This window comes from Paenibacillus sp. FSL K6-0108, from assembly GCF_045040695.1.
In the GTDB taxonomy this organism is placed as follows: Bacteria; Bacillota; Bacilli; order Paenibacillales; family Paenibacillaceae; genus Paenibacillus; species Paenibacillus pabuli_B.
Window position 1 is genome coordinate 5,713,932 of sequence record NZ_CP150288.1, and the last position, 18,901, is coordinate 5,732,832.

At 46.6% G+C, this 18,901-nt stretch carries 18 protein-coding genes; 3 read left to right on the forward strand and 15 right to left on the reverse strand.

Features of this window, described 5'->3' with window-relative positions; genetic code table 11:
- The first annotated feature begins 179 nt into the window (after positions 1-179).
- Positions 180-1,556, forward strand: coding sequence for an NADP-specific glutamate dehydrogenase (gene gdhA / locus MHB49_RS26000; RefSeq protein ID WP_405153530.1), 1,377 nt, complete (start codon positions 180-182; stop codon positions 1,554-1,556).
- Between the two features lie 210 nt (positions 1,557-1,766).
- Here gdhA and MHB49_RS26005 read toward each other — a convergent pair whose 3' ends face one another.
- The 5 genes from MHB49_RS26005 to MHB49_RS26025 all read right to left on the reverse strand — a co-directional run bounded on the left by MHB49_RS26005 (position 1,767) and on the right by MHB49_RS26025 (position 8,057).
- On the reverse strand, positions 1,767-2,309 hold the full coding sequence (locus MHB49_RS26005) for an NADPH-dependent FMN reductase (protein ID WP_405153531.1): 543 nt from the start codon (positions 2,307-2,309) through the stop codon (positions 1,767-1,769).
- Positions 2,310-2,582: 273 nt separating this feature from the next.
- Entirely contained in the window at positions 2,583-4,493 is a 1,911-nt protein-coding gene (locus tag MHB49_RS26010) for a beta-glucoside-specific PTS transporter subunit IIABC (protein ID WP_405153532.1), read from the reverse strand.
- Positions 4,494-4,575: 82 nt separating this feature from the next.
- A complete protein-coding gene (eutH, locus tag MHB49_RS26015) occupies positions 4,576-5,673 on the reverse strand; it encodes an ethanolamine utilization protein EutH (RefSeq protein WP_405153533.1) in 1,098 nt (365 codons plus the stop codon).
- Positions 5,673-6,719 carry a Gfo/Idh/MocA family protein gene (locus MHB49_RS26020; RefSeq protein ID WP_405153534.1) on the reverse strand — a complete coding sequence of 349 codons (1,047 nt, stop codon included), beginning with the start codon at positions 6,717-6,719 and terminating at the stop codon, positions 5,673-5,675. Before MHB49_RS26020 ends, eutH begins: the two co-directional genes overlap by 1 nt.
- Positions 6,720-6,782: 63 nt before the next feature.
- On the reverse strand, positions 6,783-8,057 hold the full coding sequence (locus tag MHB49_RS26025; RefSeq protein WP_405153535.1) for a DUF4038 domain-containing protein: 1,275 nt from the start codon (positions 8,055-8,057) through the stop codon (positions 6,783-6,785).
- Positions 8,058-8,302: 245 nt separating this feature from the next.
- Here MHB49_RS26025 and MHB49_RS26030 point away from each other — a divergent pair, with 245 nt between their 5' ends.
- Together MHB49_RS26030 and MHB49_RS26035 are read left to right on the forward strand one after the other, a co-directional pair.
- Positions 8,303-9,346: a LacI family DNA-binding transcriptional regulator gene (locus MHB49_RS26030; protein WP_405157240.1), complete on the forward strand. Its 1,044-nt coding sequence runs from the start codon at positions 8,303-8,305 to the stop codon at positions 9,344-9,346.
- A gap of 107 nt (positions 9,347-9,453) precedes the next feature.
- On the forward strand, positions 9,454-10,308 hold the full coding sequence (locus tag MHB49_RS26035) for a pentapeptide repeat-containing protein (RefSeq protein WP_405153536.1): 855 nt from the start codon (positions 9,454-9,456) through the stop codon (positions 10,306-10,308).
- 181 nt (positions 10,309-10,489) lie between these two features.
- Here the strand turns inward: MHB49_RS26035 and MHB49_RS26040 are convergent, their stop codons facing one another.
- The 10 genes from MHB49_RS26040 to MHB49_RS26085 form a co-directional block, all read right to left on the reverse strand.
- Positions 10,490-11,467, reverse strand: coding sequence for a diaminopimelate dehydrogenase (locus tag MHB49_RS26040; RefSeq protein WP_405153537.1), 978 nt, complete (start codon positions 11,465-11,467; stop codon positions 10,490-10,492).
- Positions 11,468-11,613: 146 nt separating this feature from the next.
- Positions 11,614-11,760 (reverse strand): hypothetical protein, encoded by a 147-nt coding sequence (locus MHB49_RS26045; protein WP_405153538.1) that lies wholly within the window; start codon positions 11,758-11,760, stop codon positions 11,614-11,616.
- 50 nt (positions 11,761-11,810) lie between these two features.
- On the reverse strand, positions 11,811-12,794 hold the full coding sequence (locus MHB49_RS26050; RefSeq protein WP_405153539.1) for an alpha/beta fold hydrolase: 984 nt from the start codon (positions 12,792-12,794) through the stop codon (positions 11,811-11,813).
- A gap of 270 nt (positions 12,795-13,064) precedes the next feature.
- On the reverse strand, positions 13,065-13,820 hold the full coding sequence (locus MHB49_RS26055) for an exodeoxyribonuclease III (protein ID WP_405153540.1): 756 nt from the start codon (positions 13,818-13,820) through the stop codon (positions 13,065-13,067).
- A 105-nt stretch (positions 13,821-13,925) separates the two neighbouring features.
- On the reverse strand, positions 13,926-14,321 hold the full coding sequence (locus tag MHB49_RS26060) for a hypothetical protein (protein WP_405153541.1): 396 nt from the start codon (positions 14,319-14,321) through the stop codon (positions 13,926-13,928).
- A 116-nt stretch (positions 14,322-14,437) separates the two neighbouring features.
- A complete protein-coding gene (locus tag MHB49_RS26065) occupies positions 14,438-14,926 on the reverse strand; it encodes an NUDIX hydrolase (RefSeq protein ID WP_405153542.1) in 489 nt (162 codons plus the stop codon).
- A 46-nt stretch (positions 14,927-14,972) separates the two neighbouring features.
- Positions 14,973-15,446 carry an HIT family protein gene (locus tag MHB49_RS26070; RefSeq protein ID WP_405153543.1) on the reverse strand — a complete coding sequence of 158 codons (474 nt, stop codon included), beginning with the start codon at positions 15,444-15,446 and terminating at the stop codon, positions 14,973-14,975.
- A 200-nt stretch (positions 15,447-15,646) separates the two neighbouring features.
- On the reverse strand, positions 15,647-16,510 hold the full coding sequence (locus MHB49_RS26075) for a carbohydrate ABC transporter permease (protein ID WP_405153544.1): 864 nt from the start codon (positions 16,508-16,510) through the stop codon (positions 15,647-15,649).
- A gap of 25 nt (positions 16,511-16,535) precedes the next feature.
- On the reverse strand, positions 16,536-17,480 hold the full coding sequence (locus tag MHB49_RS26080; RefSeq protein ID WP_405153545.1) for a carbohydrate ABC transporter permease: 945 nt from the start codon (positions 17,478-17,480) through the stop codon (positions 16,536-16,538).
- Between the two features lie 27 nt (positions 17,481-17,507).
- Entirely contained in the window at positions 17,508-18,857 is a 1,350-nt protein-coding gene (locus MHB49_RS26085) for an extracellular solute-binding protein (RefSeq protein ID WP_405153546.1), read from the reverse strand.
- Between the last annotated feature and the right edge of the window lie 44 nt (positions 18,858-18,901).

Sequence of the window (18,901 nt, forward strand, 5' to 3'; positions counted from 1 at the left end):
CTAACCTTTACATCGTATGACAGATCCATAGAAGATTTTAATAACCCTTAAAAAACATTTTATGGCTTTTTATCTCGTATTTTTATTGGGTTTCATGTATATTTAACTACAAACTTTTATGCAATTTATACAAATAGCCATCCCAAGACTTTAACACAATAAAGGAGTGCATTGAAAAAGTGTCGACTATAACTAAGGATTCAACTCAAGTATCTGCAGCAGAGTATGTTCATTCCGTTTACGAATCAGTTATCGCCAGAAATCCACAGGAAAGTGAATTCCATCAGGCTGTCAAAGAGATCCTGGACTCGCTAATTCCGGTCATTGCAGCTCATCCGAAATATCGGGAGAATGGCTTGCTTGAACAGCTTGTTGAGCCAGAACGTGTCATTACGTTCCGCGTGCCTTGGGTAGATGATCAAGGTAAGGTACAAGTAAACCGCGGATTCCGTGTTCAGTTCAACAGCGCAATTGGGCCTTACAAAGGCGGACTTCGTTTCCATCCTTCCGTTTACTCGGGAATCGTTAAATTCCTTGGATTCGAACAAATTTTCAAAAATGCCCTGACTGGTCTGCCAATCGGCGGTGGTAAAGGTGGTTCCGACTTTGATCCAAAAGGAAAATCAGATCTGGAAGTTATGCGTTTCACTCAAAGCTTCATGACTGAGCTGTACAAATATATCGGTTCCGATGCGGACGTACCTGCCGGCGACATCGGTGTAGGTGCACGGGAAATCGGTTATATGTTCGGACAGTACAAACGCATCAGTGGTGGACACGAAGCTGGCGTACTCACAGGTAAAGGCTTGCTGTACGGAGGAAGTCTTGCCCGTAAGGAAGCTACAGGATTCGGATGCGTGTACTTTGTGAAGGAAATGCTGGCATCCAAAGGACTGAGCTTCAAGGACAGCACGGTGGTTGTCTCCGGTTCGGGTAATGTATCCATCTATGCCATTCAGAAGGCTCAGGAGCTTGGAGCTCATGTTGTGGCGTGTAGTGACTCCGGTGGTTACATCTATGATGCTCAAGGAATCAATCTGGATACCGTAAAAAGATTAAAAGAGGTTGACCGTCTGCGGATCAGCGAATATGTCAAAGAGCATCCACATGCTGTGTATACCGAAGGCTGTGAAGGCATCTGGTCTATCCCGTGTGATATCGCGCTGCCGTGTGCAACGCAAAATGAAATCGACGAACAGGCTGCTGCATTGCTCGTGCAAGGCGGAGTTAAAGCGATCGGGGAAGGAGCGAATATGCCTTCCACTCTGGCTGCGATTGACGTTTTCCATAAAGAAGGCGTTCTGTTTGGACCAGCCAAAGCAGCTAATGCTGGTGGAGTTGCCGTGTCCGCACTTGAAATGTCGCAGAACAGCATGCGGTTGTCCTGGTCATTTGAAGAAGTGGACGCCAAGCTGCATGACATTATGTCCAACATCTACACTAGCTGTGTTGAGGCAGCGGATGAGTACGGTTGCGCAGGTAACCTGCTTGCCGGAGCGAACATCGCTGGCTTCCTGAAGGTGGCAGACGCCATGCTCGCACAAGGTATCGTCTAATTCTTCGGGTGTCATAACTCTCTGCATTACCGAACATCTGCTAAACAGAACAGCTAAACGATGCATCTTATCGCATAGATATAATAAGCAAAGGGCAGTTCTCCCGAATGGAGAACTGCCCTTTAACATTGATATAGATAACGATGTCACTCGAATCGCAGTATCAGTCTCTTAATTCCTCTGTAAAGAGAACTGTAGACTCACATGCACTTATGAACGTACCGTTTTTAGAGCTCCGCTCCAGGACAGCACCTGATCCAGCATGCCGTTCAGATTGGTCAGATGCAGATCGGCCGGTTTAAAAGTCGTTCCGTTCTCAAAATCGGTAAACAGCGACAGTGCCGGATGAACACGAACATCAGCAACCGACAGCTCACCTAGAATGCCCCGCAGATGTTCTGCTGCACGTGCACCACCTACTGAACCATAACTTACAATGCCTGCCGCCTTATTGTTCCATGCCTCACGTGCGTAATCCAGTGCATTCTTCAACGATGCGGAGATGCTGTGGTTATACTCCTGTACAATGAATACGAACCCATCCAGACTTGCCAGCTTCGCATTCCAAGCAGTAGCCTGCTCCGTTGCATCCGCTTCTCCCAAGAGAGGCAGCTTGTAATCAGCAATATCCACGATCTCATAGTTGGCATCTCCACGTGCATCCGCAATCTGCTTTACCCATTCTCCAACCTGTGGACTCAAACGCCCCTCACGTGTGCTTCCAAGAATAATTCCAATGTTAAGTTTCGTCATCGTTTGTTCCTCCTCATGTGTTGTTGTTTGTTTTTTCGTTATGTTTAATTTATTCTGTTAATGTTGATAATAAGTAATTAAATTCATTTAGTCAAGTAACTTACATAAAGTTTGTATATGTTTTTTTCACTTTGTTTTTATCATACAACTATTGTTATGAATTTATTCTATATATGATAAGAGTCCAATAAAAAAAGCAGTCTCCCCGTATACACGAAGAAACTGCCCCTCTGATTCCTGTTCTTATGTGATTTCAAGCTTATACATTGTGCATTACTTTATAGTAATCAAGGTCTCTCCTTGCATAACATTGCCTTGTTCATTAACCTGAATATCGTTGAATACGGCTGTATTGGATACGATCACGGAAGTCGTTATATCCAAGCCAGCGGCCACGATGCCATCGATATCGAACTCTACCAGCTTGTCACCTTTTTTGACAACATCCCCGTCGGATACAAAGGAAGTAAAATGTTTCCCCTTGAGACTCACGGTATTAATGCCGACATGGATCAGGATCTCTACGCCATCCTCGGACAGCAGACCAATGGCATGTTTCGTCTTGAAGATCGTAACTACCACACCATCGAACGGTGCATATGCCACGCCTTTCGTCGGTACAATCGCTGCTCCCAGCCCCATAGCACCGCTGGAGAATGCTTCGTCACCCACCCCTGTCAAAGGAATCAGTTTACCTGTGAGCGGGCTAAACACGGTTTTCTCCTCCAGTGCTTCCGTCCCCGTCTGGATTGGGGTAATGACAGAAACGTCAGCAGATTCATTCGAATCAGAAGTCACACGGGATGCTTGAGCCTGCTTCGACGAGGATGCATTCTTATAACCAAAGATGTACGTCAGAATAAAGCCCAATACAAAAGCAATAATGACAGACAGGATGAATCCAACAAACCCGGTATCGATCCCTTTCGGATTAATAAAGAGCGGAATACCGAACACACCGCCACCGGCAAATCCGTAAGCATTGGAACCCATAAAACCGGCCACAGCCCCGGCGATACCGCTTGCAATGGATGCCATAATAAAAGGCTTCTTGGCAGGCAATGTCACACCATAGATCGCTGGTTCGGTTACACCCATCAAACCGGCAATGGTTGCGGATGTAGCAATCGGTTTCAGTCGTTTATCCCGTGTTTTGATGGCGATGGCAAAGGCTGCACCCGTCTGTGCAAAAGTGGTGCAAAACAACATACCATTGATTGGATCGAATCCGTTCGTTATGACGTTGTTGAGCAGAATCGGAATAAATGCCCAGTGCAATCCGAAGATAATGACCGTCTGCCAGATCCCCGCAAGAATCAAGCCTGCAATAATCGGGCTTAGTCCATATACCCACATTGCCCCTTTGGCCAGGTAGTCACTTAACAATGTTGCCACCGGACCCACGGCCAGGAATACAAGTGGTGTAATGACAGCCAGCGTAACCAGCGGTACAAAAAACATTTTAATGGAAGCAGGCGCAATCTTGGCAAGCCACTTCTCGAAGGTCGCGGCCAGGTATGAAGCAATAATGATCGGTATAACTGACGATGTGTAGTTGATCAACACGACCGGAATGCTGAGAAAGGACATGGCCGTGCCTTCCGTAAATGCTGCTGTCATGGTTGGATAGACGAGCGCGGCACCAATGGTTGCCGAGATAAATGGATTACCCCCGAATTTTTTGCCCGCTGAGAATCCAAGCAGGATGGGGAAGAAATAAAACAAGGCATCGGCTGTTGCAAACAAAATTTTGTACGTGCTCATCTCTTCGGTGAGCCAATTCAGTGTTATGAACAATGCCAATAGTCCTTTGAGGATACCTGCTGCCGACAGGACACCAACGACGGGCATGAACACACCGGAAATGACATCAACAAAGCGGTTAAACAATCCCTTTTTTTCGCCTTGAGCCGCATCCGAATCCGAAGTTACCGGACTGATGCCCATCGTTTTTACGAGAGATTCATACACTTTGGGTACTTCATTCCCGATGACGACCTGAAACTGTCCACCGCTCTCCACCACCGTAAGGACTCCGTCAATCTCCTTGATCTCATCTTTATTGGGAGCTTCCATGTCTTTCAGATTGAATCTGAGACGGGTTACACAGTGAATAACGCTATTAATATTATCATTGCCGCCGACTGCGCTAAGAATTTCCTTTGCTGTTTTGTCGTGATTCATGGTATATGCTCCTTTACATAGATGCCATAGTATCTGCGTTAAAATGAATGAAAGCTCATTTACTTGTATTCATATCTCGTTGTTATCCGATTTTATTTTTCGTTTGGGTTTTGGCTGGGGTTGCCCATGATGCTACTAGTGCCGCACTGATGCCACCTGCAAGCTTGCCCACAATCATGGCAGTTACCATTGTTTTATCCATTCCCGCAACGAACCCTAAATGTCCACCAAGTACAAATGATCCACTAACAGCAAAAGCAATGCTGATCACTTTACCTCTTGGATTCATATCTCTGACCAACCGAAAGGTCGGAATATTGTGAGCGAGTGAAGCGACAAGTCCAGCTGTTGTCGGCGCATCCAGGTTCAGCAATCGGCCTGCGCGTTCAAGCGGTGCTTTACATGTCTTATTAATGACAGCCACCATTGGGAATGCGCCAGCCAGCACAATGGCGATTGTTCCTACGGTCATGATCCCTTCCGAGAGTGGAGCCATATTCGGGATGAGTACCCAACCTGTGAGGGTCTTTACGGCTATAGCTACCAGCCCGAACAGGGACAATAAGGTGATACCGCTTCCAAATATTTTAAACCATCTCACGGTCTGTTTCGTAAAAAAGCGCAAACCTACTATGATGAGTACAGACAGCAGAATTGGGATAATCAGGTTTCTATAGATGACCGTGACATCAATGCCTGCTACCAGACCCCCAACTAAACAACCGACAGGAATGGTACTGATGCCGATTAACACACCCTTGGCAAAGTATGGATGATCCTTCCGATCTAGAATACCTAGCGCAACGGGAATCGTGAACACAATGGTCGGTCCGAACATCGTTCCGAGGAACACCCAGGCGAAGCGTCCTGCCTGATCACTCTGCGCCATCTGACTCGCCAAAGCGTATCCGCCCATATCCACGGCCAGGATGGTATTGGCGAACGATGCTGGATCAGCACCGATCGCTTCATACATAGGCGAAATAATTGGGATAAGAATGCTTGCGAGAAAGGGCGCCAGAGATACAATCCCTACCATCACCAGTGCGAGCGTCCCCATAGCCATGATCCCTTCCGTAAACGCCTCCCCCAGTCCCATCCGGTTCCCGAGAGCCTTGTCCACGGCACCAAGCACCAGAAAGAAGGCAATGATGATCATGACGATATCATTAATAGACATTATTTCCCCTCTTCATACCGTTGCACTTTATGGTTGGCTGCACTGTCATACGTATCAAACACCAGGCGGAGCGTTTTGACATTATCCGAACCGCTGGTCTGAAATTCCGCTCCAGTATTCAGGCATTCAATAAAGTGGGATTGCAGTTTGCGATGACTGTCCTCGTAATTCAGTTCCGTCTGTTCAGCCAGTACAGTTTCGACACCAGCATTATCGATCATGGTCAACCGTCCATCCTTGTAAAGTTTGATGGAAGCCTTATCGCCTTCGATGATCAGCTGCTCCTTGTGATCTGGCAGCACCCGATCCGGCAAAGGTTCATCCAACTCACGTCGTGTTGCCCAGCTCATGTCCATCAATCCCACATAGTTTGGATAACCGAGCATGACCATGCCGCTATCTTCTCCTACCGTGTAAGAACTTATCTTGCGAGTCTCAGCATATAATCGTTCAGGCTCGCCGAACAGGAATCGCCATGTATCAAACCAATGTACACCCATCTCATAAAACAGCAACTGTGGCATATCTCTGAAAAAAGGCTGTGGCAGCTGCTGCTCCGGTGCAAATCGTGGTGAGTAAAAGTCCGTATGAATATAACGAATCGTGTTCAGGTTACCAACCGCATTTTCTCCCAAAAGCTTCTTAATCAACTGAAAAGGCTCAAGCCAGCGCCAATTCTCCGTCACCATGAGGCGTACGCCAGCATCTTCAACAATCCGAACCATTTCTTCGGCTTCCTCAATGGAGCGGGCAAATGGCTTCTGGCACATGATATGTTTACCAGCCGCTGCGGCAAGCTTCACTAGCTCCAAGTGTGTATCCGGGGGTGTGATAATATCCAGCACATCGACGTCAGCCTCTTCAAGCATGGATGCCACGTCCAAGTAACGATACGCAGCCGGGATGTTGAACCTATCTGATTTATCATTCAGGGTTGCCGCATCCCTATCGCATATTCCTTTAATTTCGGCATCGGCAATGAACTGCCAAGCCTTAATGTGTTTTTCCGACCAGTATCCCGTACCCACAATACCGATTCTCCACATACCTTCACCTCATCTATAATGTAATTCTTCATGATGCTTCACCGCTTCAGGCTGTTCGATGCCTTACTTTTTTGTCCCAATAACCAGCACATCATGTTCGAACTCATGCATCGGGAGTACGCCGTAATCGTTCTCATGGAACGCATCTGTCTGAGCAAAGCGACGATGTACCAGATCAATCGTTGTAAACCGGTACTCTTCCACAGGGAAATTGAGCCGAACCTTGGTATTTACAGGAACGTAAAGGACCAGCGTGTCCTCGTTGCCAGCAGCACGAATTTCTTTGGTAGCATTCAATACGATATCCAGTGGCTTCACACCAACCAGCTTATATTGAAGGAACAGATACTTCATAAATGAATAGTCCCAAGCGCCTTCGAAGCGAAGAGCCGCTCTCCAATCATAAGGACTGTCGAAGCCTTCACCCTCCACGATGCCGAATTTCTTGCCTTTTTTGTGCCAGCTCCAGATGCCATGTGCACCGTAAGTCACTCCGGCACCCCCTCCAGCAAGCAGACTTTGCCACGCCGCCTTGCGAGCATCCCCTGCAGAATACCGTCCATATACGTTGCGGCTATAACTGATCTGTTCATAACACGGCTCACCATTGATCACGGGGCGCATTTGTGGTTGGTTATAGAAATGCTCTGCAATCTCATGTGACATATATTGAAATTCAGAATTATGCCCAGACTGATACATATAGAAATCCAGTCCTTCATGATTCATAAATTTCTCCGGTATGTCCCGCAATCTTCCTTGAATGTGCAGCGTCGTCAAACTGGATGGATTTAATCGATTCACCGTCTCCAGTGCTGTTTGATAATAAGCAATCGCCTCGTTGGATGGAAAATCCGTATCCCCGCTGACCAGATAGATTGGATCAAACTTCGAGAAACGACTCACAGCGTAAGTGACATATGGCTCGACGGCATCAAGCGGCATTTTGCTGTTCTTCTGAAACTTCGTAGCCCATGTATCAGGTACGTAATTGCACCATAAAAGCACAAGTGCAGGTGTAAAACCTCGTTCTACTGCCATTCGAAGCATCTCTTCCGCACGGTCGAAGTAGGCTTCATTGAATGTGCCATAATCTGTAGATCCATCCTCCAACAGCTTGAATGGCTCTAGATCGAGATCAGATTCGCTGGCATCCCATTGACGCAGCACATTGATTTGCAACACATTGAATCCCTGCATTTTGCGATAATCCAGATACTCTTCCCATTCAGCCAGCGTAGCATTGGTAAACGCACTCCAAACGGTATCGGCCAAATAGAAAAACGATTCTCCTTGTTCCTCAAACGTCCTGCGGTTTGCCGCAATGTTAACCTTCATCTTACCACCTCACCCTTCCAACTAAATTAATTAGTTTATTTTAGTTAATTTAATATGTTTTTAATCTAATATTGGGTAATGAATGCGTTTTACAATTGAATATTAGCATCATATATGTAAACAGTCAATTATAATTTTAGTTTTTATTTACAAACTTTAGTTAAGTTTAGTTTAGTAAACAACTGAAATTTAAGCTTAAATCGTGGTATACTGTACACATATAGTCCATTTTAGGAGGATGTATGTTGAAAATTGATGATATTGCGAGGCTGGCCGGTGTATCCAAAGCAGCTGTCTCTCTTGCTTTTAACAATAAACCTGGCGTGAGCGAGCAGACCCGGGAACATATACTGAATATTGCACAAGCTCATGGATACAAACCGAGAACGATCAAAACTGGAAGAGAAGTCCAGAAGTCCAATGCTATTATTCGTTTTGTGGCCTGCAAAAATACAGACATAATTACAGAGCATTATGATTCTCTTCCATTCTTTAATGAGCTGATTCACCATATTACAGAGCAGGTCAAACAGCACGGCAATACGCTTGTCATTTCATCCATCGATGTGCAGGATTTGCAGCATGAATTGCAAACCCTGGAAAAGGAACAGCCCTCGGCGGGCATTTTGTTACTCGGTATCAATTTGACTCCACCCATGATCGAAGCCATTCAATCCATTCATGCCAATGTGGTCATTCTGGATACAGCGTTTGAACATGTGGATGCGAACTTTGTTTCCATTAATAATAGCTTGGGCGGATACCAGGCGGGCAAACATCTGGTTAAACTCGGGCATAGCCGTATTGGCTACGTGAAATCCAGTACCCGTATTCCGAACTTTATCAAACGCGAGGAAGGCTTCCGGGCAGCTCTGGCAGAGCACCATCTGACCATTGATGAGGCATTGACGTTTGATCTGCAGCCGATGCTGGTTATGCCGCAAGAACATCTGCAACAGTCCATCAGTCTTCTTCATGAACGGCCTACGGCCATTTTTTGCGAAAACGATTATATGGCGATCAGTACGATCAAATCATTACAGAATATCGGCCTCCGGGTACCGGAAGATATTTCCGTGATGGGATTTGACAATATTTTTGAAGCCAAAGTTATCAGTCCCGAACTGACAACCGTTCATGTTAAAAAGGACATGCTGGCCAAAACTGCCGTGAATCGAATTATGGATAACCTGGATAGTGTCGAGAAGAACGCAGCTCACATATATGTGAATACGGAAATTGTGGAGCGCAGATCCTGTATGCCTATTGCTGCCTCAAGTCCATTCTAGCCTACGCTTCCTTCGTTACTATGCGGCATATTGATCAAATTTCAGTGTGATGGTAAAGTTGTACTGACCTTAAAATAGCAATTTTCTTAATTAAAGGAAGTGTACAAATGACTAACCAAGCATTCAGTAGCAATCAGGCTACTCTGCATTTAAGCGCAGACTGCGAGCAATGTTTTGGTCTATGCTGTGTCGCCTTGCCGTATGGCAAATCCTCCGACTTTGCTTTTGATAAATCCAGTGGTACCCCCTGTCCCAATCTCCGTACCGATAACCGCTGCGGTATCCATACACAGTTACGGCAGAAAGGGTTCAAGGGGTGTACAGTGTATGATTGTTTTGGAGCTGGTCAGAAACTATCGCAAATTACATATGCGGGCAGGGATTGGCGTAATCATCCCAAATCTGCTGCCGAGATGTTCGATTGTTTGCCTGTCATGAAGCAGCTTCATGAGATGATGAGCTATATCAATGAAATGCTGCAGCTGCCGGAAACATCATCCATCCATGCCGCGTTGAAGGACGTATATCGGGAAACGGAACGACTAACCGATCTGGAGCCATCTGCCATATTACGTCTCGATATTCCCGCACATCGGGCGGTGGTGAACGAACTGCTTGTACAGGCCAGCGAGATGGTGCGGGCAAAGGTTCCAGCTTCGGGTAAGGGACCATCCCAATCGAAGACCAAAAAGCGTAACGGAAGAGACTTTCTGGGTGCCAATCTAAAAGGAGCTGACCTTCGGGGAGCGAGCTTCAGAGGTGCCTTAATGATAGCGGCAGACCTACGAAACGCAGATATGAGAAACACCGATCTAATCGGGGCCGACTTGCGGGATGCGAATCTGGGCGGAGCAGATCTGAGAGGCAGTATCTTTCTGACACAATCCCAGCTCAACTCGGCAAAAGGCAGTGCAGATACCAAGTTGCCTTATCATTTAAACCTTCCCTCACATTGGCTGTAGGGAAGACTAACCCAAGATGAAGTATGAATTAGCAATGAATATGATTAAACCATGGATAGGTACTCATTCGTTTGTACAGCAAATAGCTCGTCCCTCTGTTTAGAAGGACGAGCTATTTGTGTTGTATTACATTTTAGATATACATAATCAGGACTTACAACTGCGGTAATGAATTAACGGACTACAGCAAGTCGCGGCGAAGGTCCTCAGCCGATTTAGGAGACAGGTGTCCGAGTGGAATATCAAATACTGTCTTGGCCCCTTTGTGTCCTTCCTGACTTAAACGTTGTGCGGCTCTTGCATAAGCCACCAGTACACTTGCAGTAAATTCAGGATTGCTGTCGAGCTTCAGACCAAACTCAATAATTTGTTTCTGGCCTGTGCCTGTAACTCCACTACGAATGACAAACCCGCCGTGCGGCATGCCTTCATGCTCAGCCTTCAATTGCTCTTCCGTAATAAACGTTACCGTAGTATCGTAATCCGAGAAATAGTTCGGCATGGATACAATCGTTTCGCGAATCTCGTCTTGGTTCGCACCATCTTCTGCAACCACATAACATTGACGCAGATGCTTCTCACGTGTGGACAGCTCTGGTGTCTCCCCAGCACGAATGCTGTTGATTACTTCTTCAACAGGTACAGTGTATTGAACACCAGCCTTAACGCCCGGAACACGACGGATGGCATCGGAGTGACCTTGGCTGACCCCTTTACCCCAGAACGTGTATTCTTTACCTTCTGGCAGGATCGATTGGGCAAGCAGTCGGTTCATGGAGAACAAGCCTGGGTCCCAACCTGTGGAAATGACGCTCACGTGGCCACCTTGCTCTGCCGCAGCGTTAACTTCTTTATAGAATTCAGGGATTTTGGCATGTGTATCGAAGCTATCCACTGTATTGAACCATTTTGCAATTGCAGGTGTCTGCTCCGGAAGATCGGTTGCCGAACCTCCACACAGAATCATCACATCAATTTTGCCTATGTATTGCTCAGCAGCAGAGATGTGCTCGAAACGAACCTCCGTACCTTCTGCAACCATCTGCTCCGGGTTACGACGTGTAAATACAGCAACAAGCTCCATATCCGGGTTTTGAGTAATCGCTTTCTCTACACCTTTGCCCAGATTTCCGTAACCTACGATACCAACTTTGACCATGTTCAATCCTCTCCTGTCTTCATCTATAGTTGCCTACTTTATCTAGTATAATGATATAACATAACATGTAAATTGTCAGGTTTCCAGTTTGAAATAAAAATACCCTGCATGCAGAGCAGCAAGGTAGGATAAATATTCCTTTTATTCTAATTACGTCCAACCGATTGGATAAAAGGTATGGCATCTACGGAAGAAGTAGCAAACAAGACGGAAACGGACAACACCGTTAGAGACAACAGACAGCTTGCCAGGAGTAAGGAAAGGAATCTTGATACGGTTCTGATTTTTTTCATCCATCCTGCCTCCTCGTCCTGTTTGCTATATTTTTGCTGGATCATGTTCTTCATAGTTCACCGGACCGCTTCACCAACTCCAAAATTTTACTAGCGACAATATCCGGCTGACTGTTATGAATATCGTGTTTGGCGTGTGCCACAGTGACCTGTGTTCCTTGAATGGACCATGCAGCAAAATGGGCTTGATCTGTCTGCCATGCCCGGCTGCCTTCGCTCGGTTTCTCTGAACCGGCCGTCAGAATGGTTAGCGGGAAGGAGAATTCCTTTTTATGCTCCAGGATACGGGCTGCGTTCGCCTTGGAATGGCGCATCTCTCCAATCACGTTGTCATTGTAAGCATGCTTGAGCGTGGAAATGGTGGCTGCCTTTCTCATTGACTCCGTAACGAGATCCGGGTCAACGACCAAAGATTCCGTTATCCGATCCGAATGCAGCAATGTACGCGCAATGCCTGTTTTCACCAGAAAACGTGCTGAATCAAAATACCAATCCGATGGCTCCATGGCCACAGTGCTGTAATATTCGGGACTACCTCCATCAATCATGACCATACCTGCTACCTCATCGGGATACATTTGTGCGAATCGCACGGTCTCCAGCGATCCAAGAGAATGACCTACCATGATATATGGCGGACGTTGGCCGGATACTCGCAGCAGTTGATGAATTTCCTCCGTAATGGTATCGATATCACGTGGCCGATCCGTATAATCGCTATACCCGTAACCAAACCGATCATACACCGCAATGTTCACCTGGGATTTCAACTTGTTATATAGCGGGCTGAAATCAACATACGGATTAGGCGTACCCCAGCCTGAAGCGAGAACAACCGTCGCATTTCCTCTTCCCGTTGTATAGAGATGCATGTTGCGTCCGCTCACCTCATACATTTTGCCCGGTGCAGTGTAAGATTTCATGTCCTGTGTCGACTGATACGCCTCGTACGCGGTTCCTGCCAGCAGCAGAAGTCCTGTTGCCAGCATCAGGCCACCCAGCCCCTTTAAACCTCTCCGTAACCCCTTCTTCATCGTTCTCTACCCCTTACCCGACTCATCTTCTATATGTATTCTTCAATCTTACCCAAGTACGGGTGGAAACGGAACGATCCCGGGTCCAGTTCTTTCCCCAACCTAAGTCTAGGTCTGTTCCCTACCCGCAGCATGAAGAATACCGTTGAGACGTGTACCAAAGGGAAGACCACCTTACAGACAACATAAAAAACCGCAAGGTCCCGATAACGGAAACCTGCGGTTTTGATGATAACCATTTTGTAAAAAGGCAAATACACCCTTTGCCATCTACAGTTGTAACGTAAGGCCTACCGGGCAATGGTCACTGCCCATGACATGACAGTCAATATGCGCATCGGACACCTTCGGAGCCAGTTGATTGGACACGAGGAAGTAATCAATACGCCAGCCCACGTTCCGTTCCCTAACCTTTGGCATATAAGACCACCAGCTGTACACATCCGTACGATCCGGGTACAGATGACGGAAACTGTCCACATATCCGGCAGCCAGCAGATCGGTCATCTTGCCTCTCTCTTCCAGGGTGAATCCCGAGTTGCCGAGATTAGGCTTCGGATTTTTCAGGTCAATCTCCTGATGGGCTACATTCAGGTCACCACATACGATAACCGGCTTGGTCTGCTCCAATTGCAGCACGTACCCTCTGAATCGATCCTCCCATTCCAGACGGTAAGGAAGTCTGGTCAGATCCCGCTTCGCATTGGGGGTATATACGTTGATTAGATAAAAATGGTCAAACTCCAGCGTAATCATTCGACCTTCCAGTTCACTGTCTTCCTCTATCCCGTACCAGACAGATAGCGGCTTGATCCGGGTAAATACGGCGGTGCCGGAGTATCCTTTTTTGACAGCATAATTCCAGTATTGATATACGTCTTCTCCCAGATCCATCTCGATCTGTCCTGTCTGCAGCTTGGTCTCCTGCACACAGAAAATATCAGCCTGACTCTCGTTATAATAATCCATGAATCCTTTGGTAACACATGCCCGCAATCCATTCACATTCCAGGACACCAGCTTCATATCCTCATCTCCTCACATCTCCTCAATATAGCATGGGCGAATTCGGAAGGACAAGCTGAGGTGTGACGATATCCAAACAGAATAAGGACTACCTAAGCCATATGATCACTCATACAACCAGGATAATACTTCGGGCAGATGCTTGGCAAAAAACAAAAGATCATGCGTCCCGCCCTCTTCCTCCACGTAATTCAGCCGCTCGGCAGGATAACCCTGGGCCAAAATCATGCGACACGCAGAACGTGTATTTTCCAGCATTTGTGCTTGAGCATTATCCTTGTACACCCCTTCCAGACTCCCAACGTACATATACAGCTTTAACCCGCGGCGTTCAGCCCAGGAATAGTCACTCATATAATCAAAAGCTGGCGGAGAGCTCTCCGGCACCCAAACTCTGATCTCGTACTCTCTTTTGGTCTGTTCTGCACGCATGTGGTAAAAAGCTGTTCCCGGCAAAGTTACCTCTGGTTCTGTTCCGTCACGTCTCGTCAATTGTTTCAATGAAGTATTCCGCCTGGTTGCTTCGGCTTTAGTCTCCGATTATATCCAAGGTCGGTTCTGCCTTCCATGGACGAATCACCTATTTTCATATGGAAAATGCACATCCCCTCGTACAACTAAACATTCCTTTGAAGCTTGACATTAAATTCTGTCGTTGACGCCGTAACATACTCCATATAATTCACAGAGCCGTTAAAGTTCAAATAAGCTTCATAACGCATGCGGATTCCAGGTAAAGTAATCAAATCCAGAACATTTTCCTTTGGAACCCATCTGCATTCGCTCGTTTCATTAGAAGTGGCTAACTCTCCGCCCACAGCTTTACACACGAAATCAAACATGACCTTCGTAGGGACATCAGTCACACCGTCATACCACTTATGGATTGCTGTATTTGAAACAACACTAATTAAATGGCTAACCGTGGCGTCTATTCCACTTTCCTCTTTAATTTCACGAATCACGCCATCAATCAGGTTTTCCCCAACTTCAGTAATCCCACCAGGATACACCCAACCATCGTCATGGGCTTTTACTAAAAGGATATTTCCAGCTCCATCTTCTACAATTCCGCCTGCAGATACAATGTGTGTCGGAAACGCCATTTTACAACCTCCAAATCAGATAAAATAGTATATTTATTTCTGGATCTTAAATGTGTTCCTTTATCCAAGAACGCAACTTATCAGCATAGTAAGCGCGTTCATCTGGATCAGACTGAGAACCCTTTGACAGATAAAGTTGATCATCCATATATCTAGGGTAAACATGGAGATGATAATGCCATACGTCTTGGTTGCCAGCAGGCTCATTATGTTGCCGCGTAGAAATTCCATCGCACCCATATGTACTTTTCATTGCAAATGCTGTAAGCTGAGCCGCGCGGTGAATTTCAACTGCGTAATCCGCAGGAAGTTCAAAGATATTTTCGAAATGTTGATTCGGAATAACAAGAACATGTCCTTTATTGTTTGGCCACCATTTGCCCGCTATAAATGCCGTTACCTTTTCATTCTGGTAGATGATATCCCTTTGTTTTGTTCCCTGATCAGGTCGCTCAATACCCCAAACATGACAAAATGGACATTCATATCCTTCGGGCTCATGTGAAAATGATGCTGGCATCTGTCTCATTCAGCTCCTTTCCTATTTTCCCAACCAGCTATTAGACACAGGCAAGCTTACGAGACATCATTTGTCTGCTTATGGTTAAGCACCGTGCTCTGTGTTATTTTACTATGCTTAACAGTATATTACAAAGCCGGCACCCTTGTTGGGGTTACCGGCTTTGTTTTGTTCTGTTTTGTTATATAAGCATATGAATGCTATTTGAGACCTGTTGTCGCAATGCCACGAATGATCTGCTTCTGGAAGCAGAGAAAGAGAACGATTAATGGCAGCGCCGAAAGTGTTGCTCCGGTCATAATCTGCACCCAGTTGCTGCTGTCCTTGGCCTCGCTGGAGAAGAAAGCCATCCCGACCGGAATGGTAAACATCTCCTCACTCTGTGTAATAATGAGCGGCCAGATGAACGAATTCCAGCTGCCTAGGAATGTCAGAATGCAGAGGGTGGCAAACGCTGGCCTTACCAGCGGAACTGCGATCCGAAGGAAAATGCCCCATTCTCCCATGCCATCTATTCGTGCCGCGTCCAGTAATTCCGAAGGAAGAGATTCCATGAATTGCTTCATTAGAAAAATGCCAAATCCGGATATTAAACCTGGAAACAGAATACCCCAGTACGTATCCATGCCGTTGAAACTGCTGGATACCAGATACCATGGAATAATCAGCATTTCAGTTGGCACCATTAATGTACTCAGAATGAGTACAAAGATAACCTGTTTCCCCCAGAACGTAAATTTGGCCAGAATGTATCCCGTAATGGAATCAAATACACAGACGCTCACGGTGGCAATAAAGGCTACAGATAGGCTGTTCAACATCCAGCGGGGAAATGGAGTTCCCTGAAAAATGGCCGCATAATTGTCCCATGTGAATCTGGAGGGGATGAGGCTCAGAGAGTAGATTTCATCCAGCATCTTGAATGACGTTGATATCATCCATAGAAACGGAAATACCATCACCCCAAGTCCGAGCGTAAGTAATGCATAACTGATCAGTGACCCGGAACGTTTCCAGCGGAGCGTTGTTGTTCTTGTTTCGGCCCATGCTGCAGATCTGCTCATCCTTGAAAAGCACCCTCCTTTCCTTTTACTCCTGTTGAAAACGGCTGCCCAGCACTTTAAGCTGAACCAGTGTCAGCATGAATATGATGGCAAACAAAATTACGGTGGCTGCCGAGGCCATGCCCATATCAAAACTCTTGAAAGCCAAATTGTATATATGAAGCACGACAGATATGGTGGAGTCCAACGGCCCGCCGCCAGTCATATTCAGTATCTGGGTAAAGGATTGCAGGAACCCAATGCTTGCCATGACGACGGAGAGAAGCATGACCGGGTTCAACAGAGGGATCGTAATATGGACAAAGCGCTGCCAGCCCGTGGCTCCGTCTATGGCAGCCGCCTCATAATACAATTTGGGGATGTTTTGCAGGCCCGCCAGGAAAATGAGCATTTGAAAGCCGATATTCTGCCATACCATCACCGCAATAATCCAGAAAATGGCCTGTGAGGGCGAATACAGGAATGACTGCGGTCCAAGACCCAACTCGATAAATAGGGCATTTATTATCCCGTTTTTCATCAGCAACCACCGGAATATCCAGCTTACCGCGACTACACTGGTTACATACGGGATAAAGTAGGCCGTCCTGAACAATCCACGCAGCTTCACTACTTGCTGGAGAAGAAGAGCCACGATTAATCCGGCAATCAACTGTGCAGGCACACCAACAACGACGTAGATCCCTGTGTTCACCAGCGACTTGAGAAATAGAGGGTCACTGAGCAATGTCACATAATTATCAAAACCCACAAAGGGTTTGTCTGGTGAGAGCATGCCCCATTCGCGAAAGCTCACGTTAAAGGAATACAGGATGGGCAAGATGCGGATGACTACAAAATAGATCAGCGGAATCAACAAACCGCCATAAATGAATAACCTCTGCTTATGCCTGTAATTGAGTCTTCCTATTCCCGGTCCGAACCATAAACGCCGTTTCGGCCGCGAAGGGATCACCCCGGTAGTCCTCATAGCTGCGCAGCCTCCTTGAATGAGAACTTATTTTTTCTTATCCTGTTTCGCCCAGTAGTCGTCATAGAGCTTCTGGGTTTTGGCTACCAGATCGTTGAAAGCCTGTTCTTCCGGTACATGATTAAGAAGCACCTCATCCACAGCGTTCACAAACAACGTACGCTCCTGCGTCTCATCAATGAAGAAGTGGGCGTTGGCATCGTTTAGTTGGGAGATAAAAGGGCCCAGCAGCGGGTCATTCACATACTTGTCCTGAAGGGCCACTTCTTTCTGTGCGGGAAGTTCACCCACCTTCTCCACCCATTGTTCCTGAACGCCCTTGCTGATCAAAAACTGTAAAAAGGCCGTAGCTGCTTCCAACTTCTCTCCGGTAACATTGGCTGGAATCGCATTGGCCCAGAATGAAGCCTGTGTGGATTTTCCTTTATAACCCGGCAGCGGTGCGACAGCAAAATTCAAATCGGGAGCGTCTTTTTTGATAGATCCCAATCGATATGAACCATCCACGTTCATTGCGGCATGCCCGGTTTTGAATGCATTGGCATCATCGGTGTAAAAGCCGTTAATTCCTACCTTATGCACGGTTGCAAAATCAACCAGATACTTGAATGCTTCAAGCCCTGCAGGGGTATCATTCCACAGGATTTTCCTACGATCCTCGCTTGTATCTTTGCCTCCCGCTTGATATAACAATCCGTCTCGGAACCAGTGATGAAGCTGGGATCCCGGTTCCCACGCGAAACCCTCTGTCACCAACTGGCCGTTTTTGTCCGTTTCCGTTAATGCCTTGGCATCCGAGACAAGCTCTTCCCAAGTCGTCGGCGGTTTGTCGCGATCAAGTCCAGCCTTGGTGAACAAGTCCTTGTTATAAAATAACCCCAGCGTTCTCACGCCTGTAGGCAGAGCATAATAGCTTCCGTTTAATTTGGCTGTATCTACAAAAGGGAAAAAGGCCTCGGCGATGCCCGGAAAGCTGCTTTCAGGCAGCGGCTGTAAATAACCGGATTGCACATATTTGGGCAGCCACCCGTAATACAGATTGATGACATCCGGTCCTTTTCCGGCGGGAACAAGTGTGGCAACCTTTTGATTGTACTGGTCGTATGGAAAATTGGTTTGTTTGACTTTGATGTTGGGATGTTCAGTCTCGAATTCCTGGATTAAGGTATTGATCAGTTCAACCTTGGCTGGAAATTCGTACTGCCAGTACTCAATCGTGATGGGCTCCGCCTGATCACCCGAAGCTGCAACAGCTGCTGAACCGGACTCTTCGGATGGCTTGGTTGAACAAGCTGTAATGCTCAATAAGAGTAAACCTGCAATCAATAATTGCAGGGTCTTGCTTGGCCTGAATGAAAAATAACCGGATTCCGTCAAGTGAAGCCACTCTCCCCTCTTTTTCCAACAAAAGTGTTATAACG

Bases quoted from the DNA above. Each gene is read 5' to 3' on its own strand.
- MHB49_RS26005 (WP_405153531.1), bottom strand. From the start codon at position 2,309: ATGACGAAACTTAACATTGGAATTATTCTTGGAAGCACACGTGAGGGG.
- MHB49_RS26010 (WP_405153532.1), bottom strand. From the start codon at position 4,493: ATGAATCACGACAAAACAGCAAAGGAAATTCTTAGCGCAGTCGGCGGC.
- eutH (WP_405153533.1), bottom strand. From the start codon at position 5,673: ATGTCTATTAATGATATCGTCATGATCATCATTGCCTTCTTTCTGGTG.
- MHB49_RS26020 (WP_405153534.1), bottom strand. From the start codon at position 6,719: ATGTGGAGAATCGGTATTGTGGGTACGGGATACTGGTCGGAAAAACAC.
- MHB49_RS26025 (WP_405153535.1), bottom strand. From the start codon at position 8,057: ATGAAGGTTAACATTGCGGCAAACCGCAGGACGTTTGAGGAACAAGGA.
- MHB49_RS26035 (WP_405153536.1), top strand. From the start codon at position 9,454: ATGACTAACCAAGCATTCAGTAGCAATCAGGCTACTCTGCATTTAAGC.
- MHB49_RS26040 (WP_405153537.1), bottom strand. From the start codon at position 11,467: ATGGTCAAAGTTGGTATCGTAGGTTACGGAAATCTGGGCAAAGGTGTA.
- MHB49_RS26045 (WP_405153538.1), bottom strand. From the start codon at position 11,760: ATGAAAAAAATCAGAACCGTATCAAGATTCCTTTCCTTACTCCTGGCA.
- MHB49_RS26050 (WP_405153539.1), bottom strand. From the start codon at position 12,794: ATGAAGAAGGGGTTACGGAGAGGTTTAAAGGGGCTGGGTGGCCTGATG.
- MHB49_RS26055 (WP_405153540.1), bottom strand. From the start codon at position 13,820: ATGAAGCTGGTGTCCTGGAATGTGAATGGATTGCGGGCATGTGTTACC.
- MHB49_RS26065 (WP_405153542.1), bottom strand. From the start codon at position 14,926: ATGGCGTTTCCGACACACATTGTATCTGCAGGCGGAATTGTAGAAGAT.
- MHB49_RS26070 (WP_405153543.1), bottom strand. From the start codon at position 15,446: ATGCCAGCATCATTTTCACATGAGCCCGAAGGATATGAATGTCCATTT.
- MHB49_RS26075 (WP_405153544.1), bottom strand. From the start codon at position 16,510: ATGAGCAGATCTGCAGCATGGGCCGAAACAAGAACAACAACGCTCCGC.
- MHB49_RS26080 (WP_405153545.1), bottom strand. From the start codon at position 17,480: ATGAGGACTACCGGGGTGATCCCTTCGCGGCCGAAACGGCGTTTATGG.